The 12,993-nt window shown below is 35.1% G+C and carries 12 protein-coding genes and 1 tRNA gene; 5 read left to right on the forward strand and 8 right to left on the reverse strand.

All coding sequences use genetic code 11. The features are described from left to right. Positions 1-25 precede the first annotated feature (25 nt). Positions 26-1,408, forward strand: coding sequence for an MATE family efflux transporter (locus tag K319_RS0118905; RefSeq protein WP_027385036.1), 1,383 nt, complete (start codon positions 26-28; stop codon positions 1,406-1,408). A gap of 279 nt (positions 1,409-1,687) precedes the next feature. Further along, positions 1,688-3,451: an arginine--tRNA ligase gene (gene argS, locus K319_RS0118910; protein ID WP_027385037.1), complete on the forward strand. Its 1,764-nt coding sequence runs from the start codon at positions 1,688-1,690 to the stop codon at positions 3,449-3,451. A gap of 137 nt (positions 3,452-3,588) precedes the next feature. Here argS and K319_RS0118915 read toward each other — a convergent pair. Continuing rightward, positions 3,589-3,659 (reverse strand) — tRNA-Gln (locus K319_RS0118915). A gap of 100 nt (positions 3,660-3,759) precedes the next feature. Between K319_RS0118915 and K319_RS0118920 the strand changes: the two genes are divergently transcribed. Continuing rightward, positions 3,760-4,887, forward strand: coding sequence for an acyl-CoA synthetase family protein (locus tag K319_RS0118920; RefSeq protein WP_027385038.1), 1,128 nt, complete (start codon positions 3,760-3,762; stop codon positions 4,885-4,887). Between the two features lies 1 nt (position 4,888). Further along, positions 4,889-5,281 carry an alternative ribosome rescue aminoacyl-tRNA hydrolase ArfB gene (gene arfB / locus K319_RS0118925; RefSeq protein WP_027385039.1) on the forward strand — a complete coding sequence of 131 codons (393 nt, stop codon included), beginning with the start codon at positions 4,889-4,891 and terminating at the stop codon, positions 5,279-5,281. On the opposite strand, the gene K319_RS0118930 is transcribed toward arfB, so the two are convergent. Further along, the gene (locus K319_RS0118930) at positions 5,271-5,798 is read right to left on the reverse strand and encodes a DUF922 domain-containing protein (protein WP_027385040.1); all 528 of its coding nucleotides are present in this window, start codon (positions 5,796-5,798) and stop codon (positions 5,271-5,273) included. The genes arfB and K319_RS0118930 overlap by 11 nt on opposite strands. Before the next feature lie 79 nt (positions 5,799-5,877). Here K319_RS0118930 and cdd point away from each other — a divergent pair, with 79 nt between their 5' ends. Then, entirely contained in the window at positions 5,878-6,357 is a 480-nt protein-coding gene (cdd, locus tag K319_RS0118935; RefSeq protein WP_027385041.1) for a cytidine deaminase, read from the forward strand. 389 nt (positions 6,358-6,746) lie between these two features. On the opposite strand, the gene K319_RS0118940 is transcribed toward cdd, so the two are convergent. The 6 genes from K319_RS0118940 to K319_RS0118965 form a co-directional block, all read right to left on the reverse strand. Beyond that, complete coding sequence (locus K319_RS0118940) at positions 6,747-8,477, reverse strand: T9SS type A sorting domain-containing protein (RefSeq protein ID WP_027385042.1); 1,731 nt, start codon at positions 8,475-8,477, stop codon at positions 6,747-6,749. A 128-nt stretch (positions 8,478-8,605) separates the two neighbouring features. After that, positions 8,606-9,712 (reverse strand): DNA replication/repair protein RecF, encoded by a 1,107-nt coding sequence (gene recF, locus K319_RS0118945; RefSeq protein ID WP_027385043.1) that lies wholly within the window; start codon positions 9,710-9,712, stop codon positions 8,606-8,608. Next, positions 9,709-10,017, reverse strand: coding sequence for a type II toxin-antitoxin system RelE/ParE family toxin (locus K319_RS0118950; protein WP_027385044.1), 309 nt, complete (start codon positions 10,015-10,017; stop codon positions 9,709-9,711). The genes recF and K319_RS0118950 overlap by 4 nt, the downstream gene beginning before the upstream one ends. Continuing rightward, positions 10,005-10,316 carry a hypothetical protein gene (locus K319_RS0118955; protein WP_027385045.1) on the reverse strand — a complete coding sequence of 104 codons (312 nt, stop codon included), beginning with the start codon at positions 10,314-10,316 and terminating at the stop codon, positions 10,005-10,007. Before K319_RS0118955 ends, K319_RS0118950 begins: the two co-directional genes overlap by 13 nt. A gap of 43 nt (positions 10,317-10,359) precedes the next feature. After that, positions 10,360-12,159, reverse strand: coding sequence for a hypothetical protein (locus K319_RS0118960; protein ID WP_027385046.1), 1,800 nt, complete (start codon positions 12,157-12,159; stop codon positions 10,360-10,362). Positions 12,160-12,192: 33 nt separating this feature from the next. Continuing rightward, a complete protein-coding gene (locus tag K319_RS0118965; RefSeq protein ID WP_185092691.1) occupies positions 12,193-12,954 on the reverse strand; it encodes a UbiA prenyltransferase family protein in 762 nt (253 codons plus the stop codon). Positions 12,955-12,993: the final 39 nt, after the last annotated feature.

Consider the following 12,993-nt stretch of genomic DNA (forward strand, 5'->3'; position numbering starts at 1 on the left):
TTTTAATAAAAAATAAACATTAGAAATGCAATTTTTAAATAAACAATATACACAGGAAGGACTGAAACTAGCACTTCCTGTAATGCTGACACAAGTCGGGCAGGTGTCTGTAAATTTATTCGACAACATTATCGTCGGGAAACTTTTGGGAGCTCAGGCTTTGGCTTCGGTTTCTCTTGGTAATGCTTTATTTTTCTCGATTTTCGTATTGGCTTTGGGATTTTCTTTTGCGATTCCGCCTTTGGTTTCCGAAGCTCATTCTCAAGAAAAACACGACAGAATCAATTCGGTTTTCAGACACGGATTTGTGATTAATTTGGGAATCGGGTTTTTGCTGATGATAATTTTGTTAGCTGCACTTCCATTGATTTATCATCTTGACCAGCCAAGAGAAATTATCCCGAATACAATTAGTTTCTTGAGCATCATGGCATTTACGATGATTCCATTTATGATGTTCCAGACTTTGAGAGAAGTTTCGGAAGGATTGTCATTTACAATTGGAGTAACGAAAGCTACAATCATTGCAAACATCATTAACATTGCTTTGAATTATGTTTTCATCAAGGGACTTTTTGGATTACCGGCAATGGGTGTTCAAGGTTCCGCTTTAGCCACTTTGATTGCCAGAATCTTTATGGTTGTTTTCTTATATTTTGTTTTGGTAAAAGAACCAAAAACGAGACGATATATCAAAGAATTCTCTCTTAAAATTTCGGAATTCAGTAAAGAGATGTTTTCCAAAATGATAAAACTAGGATTTCCAACTGCAATGCAAATGTTCTTTGAAGTTACAGCTTTTGCGGCAGCGGCTTTTATCTGCGGATTAATCAGTTCAACCGACATTGCATCACACCAGATTGCACTTTCTATGGCTTCGTTTACCTTCAATCTTTGTATTGGTTTCAGTGTGGCTTCTACAGTGATGATTGGGAACAAAATGGGTATTGGAGATTATGCAGGTCTGAGAAAGATCGGGATCAACAACTTTAAACTGACCTTGATCTATATGGGATTCTGTGGTTTGATGTTCATTCTTTTCAGAAATGTTCTGCCCCATTTTTTCACGAAAGAAAGTGATGTTCTGGTTATCAATTTAGCTTCTAAATTAATGATTATTGCTGCACTTTTCCAGTTATCAGACGGAATCCAAGTAACTGCTTTAGGTTGTCTGAGAGGAATCCAAGATGTGAAAATCCCTAGTATTATTACTTTTATTGCTTATTGGGTTTTCACGATTCCGGTTGGATTTTTCCTTTGTGTGACGATGAAAATGGGTGCTTTCGGGATGTGGATCGCGCTGGGGATTGGATTGACGATTTCTGCGGTTCTTTTGGTGATCAGGTTTTTGAGGCTGAGCAAGAGGAAAGCTTTGTTAATTAACAATGAAGAATTAATAGTTAATTAATACTTTAAAGTCTCTCGGAAATTATGCTGATTTTGCAGATTTAAGAATTTGAACTAAACTAAATCTGTAATATGAAAACATAATTTTGAAACAGCGAATTGCTCGCAGCCCGACTTGAACGGAAATCCTTTTTTGTGTAGACTTCAAGTTCTATTTAAACCAAAAACGTCTGCAAAAAAGATTGGGAGTGGAAGGCGGATTAAGCTGCCCAAATTATAATTGTGACTTTGCGTGAAAAACCTATTTTAAATTTTTAAATTTGCAACTCAATATTTTACAATGACTATCAAACAACATATACAATCTAAAATATCGGAAATCGTTTCCAAATTATACGGCATCGAGAATGTGACGCTGGAAGTCCAGAAAAATAAAACGGAGTTTGAAGGCGATTTTACAATCGTGATTTTTCCGTTGGTAAAACTGGCAAAAAAAAGCCCGGATGTTCTTGGAAATGAACTTGGTGAAGAAATCAAAAACCAAATCGATTTCATAGAAAACTTCGGAATCGTGAAAGGCTTTCTTAATTTGAAAGTTAAAGATTCTGCTTTCTTACAAGAGTTTTCTGAGACGGAAAAGAACTTCGATTCCACACCTTCCAAAAACGAAACGGTCATGGTAGAATATTCTTCGCCAAACACCAACAAACCGCTCCATTTGGGGCACATCAGAAATAATCTTCTCGGTTTTTCTGTGGCTGAAATTCTGAAAGCAGATGGTTATAATGTTATCAAAACGCAAATCATCAACGACCGTGGAATCCACATCTGCAAATCGATGTTGGCATGGGAAAAATTCGGGAACGGAGAAACGCCGGAATCTACAGGTTTGAAGGGCGATAAATTGGTCGGAAACTACTATGTGGAATTCGATAAATTATATAAATCCGAAATCAAAGCACAAGTTGCTGACGGAATAGATGAGGAAACAGCGAAAAAGCAAGCGCCTTCTATCATCGAAGCGCAGGAAATGCTTTTGAAATGGGAACAAAATGATGCTGACGTTCGCAAACTTTGGGAAATGATGAATTCTTGGGTCTATGCCGGATTTAATCAGACCTATGCGAGATTGGGTGTTAATTTTGACCAGGTTCAGTACGAGAGCAATACTTATCTTTTGGGAAAAGATTTGATTCAGCAAGGTTTGGACAATGGTGTTCTTTACAAAAAAGAAGACGGTTCTGTTTGGTGCGACCTGACAGACGAAGGTCTTGACCAAAAACTCTTGTTGCGTTCTGACGGAACTTCGGTTTATATGACTCAGGATTTGGGAACTGCTGTGGAGCGTTTCAAGGATAACGACATCCAAAGATTGATTTATACCGTTGGAAACGAGCAGGATTATCATTTCCAAGTTCTATTTAAAATTTTGAAAAAATTGGGTTATAATTGGGCAGACCATCTTTATCATTTGTCTTACGGAATGGTTGAATTGCCAGAAGGAAAAATGAAATCCCGTGAAGGAACTGTGGTTGACGCCGATGACCTTGTTCAGGAAATGTATCTGACCGCAAAAGAAAAATCTCAAGAACTTGGTAAGTTGGAGAGTTTGAGTAATGAGGAGAAAGAGCGTTCTTATGAAACGGTTGGATTAGGCGCTTTGAAATATTTCATCTTGAAAGTTGACCCGAAAAAGAAAATGCTTTTCAATCCAGCAGAAAGTATCGATTTTAATGGAAATACAGGTCCATTTATTCAATATACTTATGCGCGAATTCAGTCACTTTTGGATAAGGCGAATTATTCTGCAAAAGGACTTTCTGATGCTTATCTTCCGAATGTTGGTGAGAAGGATTTGATAATGCTTCTTTCGGAATTCAAAGATGTGATCGCAAAGGCTTCGGAATCTCTGAGTCCGGCTCTGGTTGCCAATTATGTTTATGAATTGGTGAAATCTTACAACTCTTTCTATCAAAACAATCCAATCTTGAATCAGGATGATGAAAATGCGAAACAATTCCGTCTTCAGATTTCTGATCTGGCTGGGAAAACAATTAAGAAAGGGCTTTCACTGCTTGGAATTAATGTAGTGAACAGAATGTAGAATCATTCGAAATATAAATTAAAACTCTGCTTTTAGCAGAGTTTTTTGTTTTTTGGAATTATAAAAAAATTGTAATAAAGAAATAGACGTGAACAAAAAAACGCTCTGAAAATTCAGAGCGTTTAAACTAAACTTTGTAGACCCACAGGGATTCGAACCCCGACAGGCGGTACCAAAAACCGAAGTGCTACCGTTACACCATGGGTCTGTCGTTTATTGTGGTGCAAATTTAGGGCTTTTTTTTTAACTTCCAAATTATTTGTGAAAAAAAATGCATAATTTTATAAAATAATTTTTCGCTCAACCTAATGTTAATCGACCTTTCCAAAGCATTACCTATCAGCCAAACCTCGTCTAACAAATTTGAAACCAAAGTTTTAGACTTCATAAAAGAATGGTTTTCGGGGTCCAAAACTGTGAAAATTCAGAGTTCTGGCTCAACCGGAATTCCGAAAGTTTTTGATATCGAAAAATCAAAAATGTTGAATTCGGCGGAAATGACCTGTGATTTTTTAGGCTTGAAAGAAGGAAATCTGGCTCTACTCTGTCTTCCGATTGAATATATCTCGGGAAAAATGATGGTCGTAAGAAGTATTTCAAGAAAATTAAAACTTAAAATTGCGCCAACTTCTCTCAATCCTTTAGAAAAAATCAATGAAGAAATTGATTTCTGTGCAATGACACCTTTGCAGGTTGAAAATTCTCTGGACAAAATTTATTTAATAAAAAATCTCATTATCGGAGGTGCATCAGTTTCTGAAACTTTAAAAAGAAAGATTCAAGAATCTTTAAATAAAAAAGAAAAAGGCATCGAGAGCATCAGTCTGACAAATAATCCTCAAACTAAAATATTCGAGACTTACGGAATGAGCGAAACGCTTTCTCACATTGCATTGAAACAGATTTTCCCGAATCCGGAAGATTGGTTTACGGTTTTTGATGGTGTTGATGTTTCTCTGGATGAGAGAGGTTGTTTGAAAATATTGGCTCCAAAACTTAATTCAGACATTCTACAGACAAATGATCTGGTTGAAATCAATCACTTCGACTCCACTCAGTGTGACAGTAAAAAACAATTCAGGTTTCTGGGAAGAATCGATAATGTAATTAATTCCGGTGGTGCAAAGATTTTCCCCGAAGAATTAGAAAAATTAGTCAAACAAAACATTCCGAATGAAGTTGTTTTCCTTGGAATTGAAGATGAAAAACTGGGACAAAAATTAATTTTGGTGATTGAAGATGCAAGATTCGAGACGCAAGGTTCAGCGAATGCTGATTTAAATCCCGAGTTACAAAATCTTAAATCTCAAATCTCAAATCTTAACTTCGAAAGGTCATTTCATAAACCAAAAGAAATTATTTTTGTTGAACAAATCCCAAGAACTCCGAACGGAAAAGTGAATCGTATGGAATTAAAGAAATTGACCAAAAACTAAAATGAAAGATTTTTCTACCGAAATCAGTTACAAAACGTCCCGCTCCTCCGGAGCTGGCGGACAAAACGTGAATAAGGTGGAAACGGCTGTGACGGGAATTTGGAATGTAATGGAAAGCCAATTTTTCTCTTTTGATGAAAAGCTGAGAATCTCGGAAAAACTGAAAAACAGAATCAATTCTGAAGGTCTTCTTCAAATGACTTCATCTGAGAGCAGAACTCAGCTTCAAAACAAAAAAATCGTGACTGAGAAAATGCTGGTACTGGTTGAAAAATCACTATTTGTTCCAAAGAAACGACTTGCTACAAAACCCTCAAAAGGTCAAATCCAAAAACGTATCGACAACAAAAAGAAATTGTCCGAGAAGAAAGAGAATCGAAAATTCAGGTTTTAAAATCCGAAAGATTTTCTATTTCCTGATTGATTTTCTGAGTATATTCATATTGTTTGTCACGAATTCTTCCGTGATTGGTTACCGTTTCATAATCCTGTTGGTAATCCTTGTAATCATCATAAACATCCGTGTAAACCTTTTGAAGCGTTTTGGCATCCATTGTCTTATTACTGATTACTTTCCTGAATCTCCTCGCAAACAATTCAGCAATATCAAAATGACTTTGCTCGTGCATTAGAACCAGATCCGTTTTGTGGTCACTATGCGCCCAAGACTTAGAAGGCACAAAAAAGGATTCTATCTTAACTTCTTTGGACGTGAACTTTTTGGTTGGACTGTTCAATAAATAGGAGATTCCACAAAAGGTTGTCGCTGCGGCATTGGAGGTATTAGATTGCGTTTTCGATTGAAAGTCTTCCCAAACAAGTTTTCGGTTTGCGTTCCAAAAAATCTTATCCTGAGCTTTTGCCAAACCAATGATAAACAGAAAAATAAATACTAAAAATGGTCGTAACATATCTGTTAGATGTTTTTTTTCAATAAATGTTAATTTATTTCCACAAAACTTGTACTTTTACCTCCCTGCATTTTAAAAAATGGAAAAAGAGATAAAGATCAACTTTGAAGTCATCCCGAGTTACGAAGAGCTCAACGATATAGAAAAAACACTATTTGATAAAGCCAAAACCATTCGAGAACAAGCCTACGCACCTTACTCTCATTTTCTTGTTGGTTGTGCGCTTCTTCTGGAAAATGGCGAAATAATTACAGGAAGTAATCAAGAAAACGCCGCCTATCCTTCCGGGTTGTGTGCAGAGAGAACGACCATTTTTTGGACTTCTGCGAATTATCCGGATGTAAAGATCAAAAAAATATTTGTGATTGGCGGACCGGAAAATGATTTAAGTTCTGTTCCAATTCCACCTTGTGGCAGCTGCAGACAATCGATTCTGGAATATGAGGCTAAGCAAAAAGACAAGATTGAAATCTATTTTGCAGCACCAAACGGAGAGATCATCAAAACAAAATCTATCAGAGACCTGCTACCTTTCTCTTTTGACGGAAGCTTCCTATAATTTTTAGGAGCAAGACGATCGGTCTGTCGATTGACGTTTCCAGCCTGCTGTCCACTATATCTTTTTTGTTTTTCACACGTTCTGTCATTCCGAACAGCATGAGGAATCTAAAAAAACAAAAAAGGATGCCGTTCCCATCAGGGCTATGTTGAGGCTTTGTATTTCTTTTCAACAATTAAAACTTTGATTATTAAAATCTCGCAGATTGAGCAAATTATGCGGATTTTACATCAAAAAAACATCTGTGAAATTAGCCTAATCTGCGAGAATAATAATTTTCTCTGATAATCTTTTATTTAAACAAGAACATAATAAAATCGAAAAACCCATTCAAAATCTGAATGGGCTTTTCTTTTTAAAATGTAGATATGGATATGAAAATTTGGTTATTAGTTTTTAATCACTTTCTGAATAGTTTTCTTACCATTTTCCAATTGAAGCTCTACAACATAAACACCTTTCTCCAAATGTGAGAAATCAATTGTAGAATCTGATGTCAGCTTTGCATTCACGCTTTGTCCTGCAAGATTATAAACTTTGTGTGTGTTGATTTTGCTTGTAGATTTTACATTCAAGACATCTTTTACAGGATTTGGATAGATAGAAACTGTTGTATTTTTAACATCTGCAACACCTAAAACCGTTAATTCCTTTTCCTGAGATTTATCCGAATATTTTTTAGAGGCATCTACAGATCTTACGCTCCAGAAAATTTTAGAAGGTAAATTAGTTTTATCAAGATACCAGTTTTTTGTTGTTACAATATATTTTGTGATGTCAGTTTTTCCGGCTTCGGAACCAACACTCAATTCGTATTGAAGAGAATTTTCCGGTGTTTTATCATCCGTTGCTCCAGACCAAGTGAATCTGACTTTACCGTCACTATCTGTTGCAGTTAAGATGGTTGGTGCATTTGGTTTTTGATTGGTAACCGTCGTTTTATTTTTGAATAATTTGGTGTAGGGCATCAAGTCTGGGTCATCCCAATCAAAACCGTTAGCGAGAATATCAAGATTTCCGTCATTATCATAATCAAAGACAGCCACAGTTCCTTTACTTCCCAGATTGTAAAGATTTGTATTCTCATTTTTTTCAAATTTCTGAAGTTGAGGATTATAAAGGAAAACTTTACTATAACCGTCGTAATTATCATCATCACCAATTACAACAAAATCATAGTATCCATCATTGTTTAAGTCTCCAACTTCTATTCCACCATCAGATAAACCTTCACCTTCAATTTTATTTTCGGTAAAGTTTCCTTGCCCATCATTGATAAATACAGCGAGGTAAGCATCATAATTTTCATTCTGAGCCGAAACTACAAAATCCTGAAAACCATCACCATTGAAATCTGCGAAAGCCATTTTGCTGCTACTTACTGCAGGAAGTTCTGATTTCTTTATCAAGGTTCCATTTTCATTGATATAAACAGAGAAAGTTCCTTCATAATCGGCATTAAATCCATTAACGATCAAGTCTAATTCGTTATCATTATTGATATCAATGACTTTAAAACTTCCGTTTTGTGTTCCTGCCGCCCAGGCTTCATTTTTTTGAAAACCTTGTGAACTATTAAGATATAAATCCAAATCATGAGCAAAACCTACCCCTTCAATATACTGGGTTCCATTAATTGCATAATCCTGTTTACCATCATGATTGAAATCGAAAACATCTAAACCTCCATAGATTTTCCCGGCTGCATTGTCAACCAAAGTGAAGCCAGAACCTGTATTTTTCCATCTGTACTGCTGATAATTCACAATATCATTATAACTTAAACCGGTTGTGATAACGTCTAGAAGCCCGTCGTTATCAAAATCGATAAATTTAACATCACTCAAGTGAACCGAGTTTTCTCCAAATTCCTGAACGGAAGAGAAAGTTCCATTGCTATTTTTGTAAAGACTATTGGAAGTTGAATCCACATTAGTATCTTCGTCAGAATCTATCGCTCCTGTGAAGAATATATCCTGAAATCCATCGTTATCAACATCTGCAACTGCCGCAGCGGAATAGAAATAATTTTTAAGATTGGGCTGAGAGATTTCTTCAAAACTTTGTGCTTGGCTAATGATGGCAGATAAGAAGAAGAGAGAAACGTAAAACTTTTTCATAATAATTTTATTTAGAATAATTAAAAATTACTTCGCAAAAGTATAGACTTCTTCTTGCCAAAAAGTATTTTGGAATATGATATTTATCTTGTTTTGGAGAAAATTAACTTGGGTTCAGAAAATGAGAATTATGAAATTTCAAAAATTCTACTTTCCTCGTTGATGCGTCTTACAACGTTTTCTGTTCGTTCTTTGTGTGTGTCCGTAATGAAAATCTGTCCGAAACTTTCCTTATTTACCAATTCAATTAATTGAGAAACTCTCGTGTCATCCAGCTTATCAAAAATATCGTCTAAAAGGAGAATCGGGGACTTTCCGGTCAATTCTTTGATCCGGTTGATTTGAGCAAGCTTTAAAGAAATTAAAAATGATTTCTGTTGACCCTGTGAGCCTATTTTCTTGATTGAATTCCCATTCATTTCGAAAATCAAATCGTCTTTATGAGTTCCTTTGGAAGTGTAGGTCAAAGCTCTGTCTTTATCAATAGAGTTTGATAAAAGTTCTTTAAAACTACTGTCAAAAAGATGAGATTCATAAATGACATTCACGATTTCCTTTCCACCGGAAATGATTTGGTAAAAATGTTGAACGATTGGATTCAGTTTTTCAACAAAGTCTTTTCTCTTCTCAAAAATCCTTGTTCCGAAGTTGGAAATAGGGTGATCATAGATCTCCAAAGAATCTTTGTCAAAAGTTCTGTTTTTGGCAAAATATTTCAGTAATGCATTTCTTTGCTGTATTGTCTTCTGATACTGAATCAAATCAAAAAGATAAGAAGAATCGGTCTGGGAAATCATCGCGTCCAGAAACTTTCTTCGGCTTTCTCCCGAATCAGATATCAAATTGGAATCATAAGGCGAAATCATCACACTTGGCAAATAACCGATATGGTCTGCTAATCTGTCGTAAGATTTATCATTTTTCTTAATGACTTTTTTAGATTCTTTTGGCTGAAGGATTTTAATAATGTCTTCTTTTTCTTCATTTTGAATTTCGGCTTCTATTGCAAAAAAGTCTGTCACATTGAGCGGAGTTGAAGTGTCATCAATCCTGATATTGTTAAGGTCAGAATTTCCAAGGAAACTTTTGCCAACAGACAAATAGTGAAGCGCATCCAGAATATTGGTCTTCCCTACTCCATTGTTACCCACAAAACAATTGATTTGAGGTGAAAAATCAAAAGATTGTTCCGAGTGATTTTTGAAATTGATGAGCGAAAGTTTGTTGATAATCATAATCCTAAAAAATTTTTGAGTGTTTCAGGATTTTGATGGTTTTCCCAAAATGAAATAATTGAAATAGTTTCTTTTTCTATATTGTAAATCAAACTATAATTTTTGAAAACCAACATTCTGGTAGTATCATTGATAGTTTTTTTACCAGAGAATGGTTGAATTTTTAATTGATCTGTTTTTTCTTTAATTGTGATTCTTAGTTTTTGAGAATAAGATTTACTTTTATTTCTATTATTCCAATATTCAAAAATTTCATCTCTTTGTTTTTTTGCAAAATGAGTCCATTCAACCTTTAACCCAGCCATTCTTCATCCATTTTGTCCATTTCTTCTTCCGAATAAACTCTACCATTTTTCACATCATCCATTCCTCGTTCTATCATTTTCATTACATAATCTGGAAGAATGATTTCCTCTTCTTTAAAATATGCTTCAACTTCTTCTTCCGTCATTGGTTTTTCAGATTCGTAAATGGATGGAGATTCTGAAATAATATTGGGAGATTTTGATTCAAAATTTTTGAGGAAAGCGGATAACAAATAATAATTATCGGATTCACAGATTTTCTGAATCAGTTTTATTTTAATGTCATTTATATTTTCCATCACTCAAAAATTTCAGTAAAGATAAAACTAAATAACAAGAAAATCAATTTCCGAAATTCACAAAGTGTGGAATATCCGTACCAAAATTATTCAGTGGCAAGACATTATTCCGATTGCTATTAAAATCAAAAACAGAATTGTTATCAAAAGGAACGCGAGGATAATAAGTAAAGGAAATCTGAATCCTGTTGAAAACCAAATAAGGATTATTGATCAAAACCCCAATTCCAATTTTTGTATTTGCTTTTGTTTTCAGCAGCTTATCATCAGGCATTCCAAGCCAGCCAACAGCAGTCGTCAAATAAGGACTAAAATGGAAATTTTTCCAAGTTTTTTTGACAAAAAGTTGAAGTTGATATCGCAATACCAACTTTTTTGTCCCGATATAATCTGCATTATAAACAGGAAAATCCTCAGCTGAGGAAAGATTGATTCTGTCTCTGTAAGAATAATTATGTTGAGGATTTCCAAGTGCTAAAGTAGGTGAAAAGAAATGTCTGGCTTTAGCAAATTTCCAATCCATCAGATTCGTAAAATAAGTTCCGTCCAATCGGAAAGATTCCCGGTTTTGGCTGTCCTCGTTGAAGAATCTTCCAAACTGAGCCTTAATATTAAAATAGCCAATCTTTGTAAAGTCGCCATATGAACCCGAAACGCCAGCATAAGGCATTACTTTATTACTTCTTGATAAAAATCCGGCGGTTAAATTGAAAGTATTTCCGTAAGCAATATCTTCCGGTAAATCGTATTGGAAAATGTTTTTCTCAACTGAGAATTTCCTTTGTATAAATCCTGCAGACATCAAAAAACTACTGTAAGAACGGAAGTATCCAAACTGATCAATATAAGGGCTGTCTTTATACTGGTAATTCTGAAATCGCCCTATCAACGCAATGTTACTGGAAACTCTTTCTTCTTTGTTAGCCGAAACCGGAATCTGATAACCGCCCCACAGATCCTGGCTGTAAACTTTGATTTGAACCTCAGGGAAAGTTGTTTTATTTTCCATTGGAAGTAGAACATTCCGCATAAAATATTCGAAAGTGAAGCCACCTGCCCACTTTGTCAACGGAGAGAAAAAGTCTCTCTTGACATTGAAATTGATCCTTTCATTTTTCGCAAAATCACGCTCGCCCAAAACCTGAGCGTTGATGTAAGAGCCAAAAAGATTATAGGCCGTATAACTTCCGTACATATAATCTTGTTTTTCCTTGGAGTCATTCCTGTAAAGGAAATCCGCTTCGTGGCCAAGACCAAGAAAATTCTCTTCCGTTACTCCCAGACCAATTTTGCTTCCTGAATAACTCACTCTCGGCTTCAAACTCCAGGAATCGAGAACTTTTACCACGACATCAATAGAGTCTTTGGTAGAAGTGCTGTCGGAAACGCTGATATTAACTCTGTTCACAAAAGGCATCGTTCTTAGCAAACGCTCAGATTCATAGAGTTTTTGCGCGTTATATTCTTCGCCTTTTTTGAAAAGCAAATAATTATTAACTGTTGAAACTCTTGTATTGGAATGAAGATGATTCGTGAACCAATCGTACCATCTGGACTTTTCTTTTTTATCTTTGGAACCGTATCCAAACGGGTCTATGGTCTCAATTTTAATATTCCGGATATATCTTCCATCGTAAGTTTCCTGGGATTGCTTATCCGTTCTGGTTTTCACGGAGGCCGAATCCGCTTCCCGGCGAAAGATGAAACGATGAATGAACTTTGTAAATTTTCTTTTATCTGAAAACTCCTCTATCTTATAATAAAGCGAATCTTTTCCTTCCTGAGCATTGGCAAAAGAAAGGCAACTTAAAACGAAAATAAAAATCAGGATTGATTTGTTCATCAATAGTCGGAAAATTCAACAAAATCTGTAATATCAATTTATAAGCCAATACAAGAAAAGCCATAACAAAGGTAATCCACTACAACTTTCTACCCAAAAAGAAAAGTATGATTCTTGATTGCTGTTTTCAGAAAAATAAATCAATATAAATGTGATAATTATAGTCAGAAAGAAATAAATTCCAAATTCTAAATCAAGATAAAAAATACCCAACAATCCGGAAATAAAAACCAGTAGATAAGCAAGAAACTTGGTTTTCTGAACGCCAATCAAAATCGGAAAAGTAACTACGTCATCACTATTCATATCTCTGATATCAAAAGGCAGAACCAAAGCTGAAATGAATAACCAGGAAATCAAAAAAATGGGATAATTGAATTCCGGAAGAATCAGCCATGAATTGATCAAAGCCCAAGTCAATCCAACATAAAAAACCTTTAACAAAGGGATTTTTCTAATGAATCTCTCCAAGAAAAACGAATTGTAAAGCAAGCCCAAAATAACAATAATTGCCCATCTCAGAAGTCTGTATTCATTATGATTCCTGAGTATGAGAATTACGCTGACAATCCCACAAATACAATTGAAAATCAATATCTTGAAAAACTTCCTTTTGTCGTACTGATATTTGGTATAAAGATAACCGCTGAAATAAGTAATGAAAATCAACAACAAAGTCGGCCAACGGAATATCTTTTGCTCCAGCATAAAAAATGCAGCCAGAAAAGTTCCCATCAAAGAAACATATATCTGACTGTCAATGAGATATTTTTTTGCTAAATTTAAAATCGACATTTTACTTTAACAAATGTCGGAAAAATTGTTCTAAATAAA

Source organism: Epilithonimonas caeni DSM 17710, assembly GCF_000426465.1.
In the GTDB taxonomy this organism is placed as follows: Bacteria; Bacteroidota; Bacteroidia; order Flavobacteriales; family Weeksellaceae; genus Epilithonimonas; species Epilithonimonas caeni.

What these genes read in the sequence shown, in the direction of transcription:
- K319_RS0118930 (WP_027385040.1), bottom strand. Translation starts at nt 5,798, where the DNA reads ATGTTACGACCATTTTTAGTATTTATTTTTCTGTTTATCATTGGTTTG.
- cdd (WP_027385041.1), top strand. Translation starts at nt 5,878, where the DNA reads ATGGAAAAAGAGATAAAGATCAACTTTGAAGTCATCCCGAGTTACGAA.
- K319_RS0118905 (WP_027385036.1), top strand. Translation starts at nt 26, where the DNA reads ATGCAATTTTTAAATAAACAATATACACAGGAAGGACTGAAACTAGCA.
- K319_RS0118965 (WP_185092691.1), bottom strand. Translation starts at nt 12,954, where the DNA reads ATGTCGATTTTAAATTTAGCAAAAAAATATCTCATTGACAGTCAGATA.
- recF (WP_027385043.1), bottom strand. Translation starts at nt 9,712, where the DNA reads ATGATTATCAACAAACTTTCGCTCATCAATTTCAAAAATCACTCGGAA.
- K319_RS0118955 (WP_027385045.1), bottom strand. Translation starts at nt 10,316, where the DNA reads ATGGAAAATATAAATGACATTAAAATAAAACTGATTCAGAAAATCTGT.
- K319_RS0118920 (WP_027385038.1), top strand. Translation starts at nt 3,760, where the DNA reads ATGTTAATCGACCTTTCCAAAGCATTACCTATCAGCCAAACCTCGTCT.
- arfB (WP_027385039.1), top strand. Translation starts at nt 4,889, where the DNA reads ATGAAAGATTTTTCTACCGAAATCAGTTACAAAACGTCCCGCTCCTCC.
- argS (WP_027385037.1), top strand. Translation starts at nt 1,688, where the DNA reads ATGACTATCAAACAACATATACAATCTAAAATATCGGAAATCGTTTCC.
- K319_RS0118960 (WP_027385046.1), bottom strand. Translation starts at nt 12,159, where the DNA reads ATGAACAAATCAATCCTGATTTTTATTTTCGTTTTAAGTTGCCTTTCT.
- K319_RS0118940 (WP_027385042.1), bottom strand. Translation starts at nt 8,477, where the DNA reads ATGAAAAAGTTTTACGTTTCTCTCTTCTTCTTATCTGCCATCATTAGC.
- K319_RS0118950 (WP_027385044.1), bottom strand. Translation starts at nt 10,017, where the DNA reads ATGGCTGGGTTAAAGGTTGAATGGACTCATTTTGCAAAAAAACAAAGA.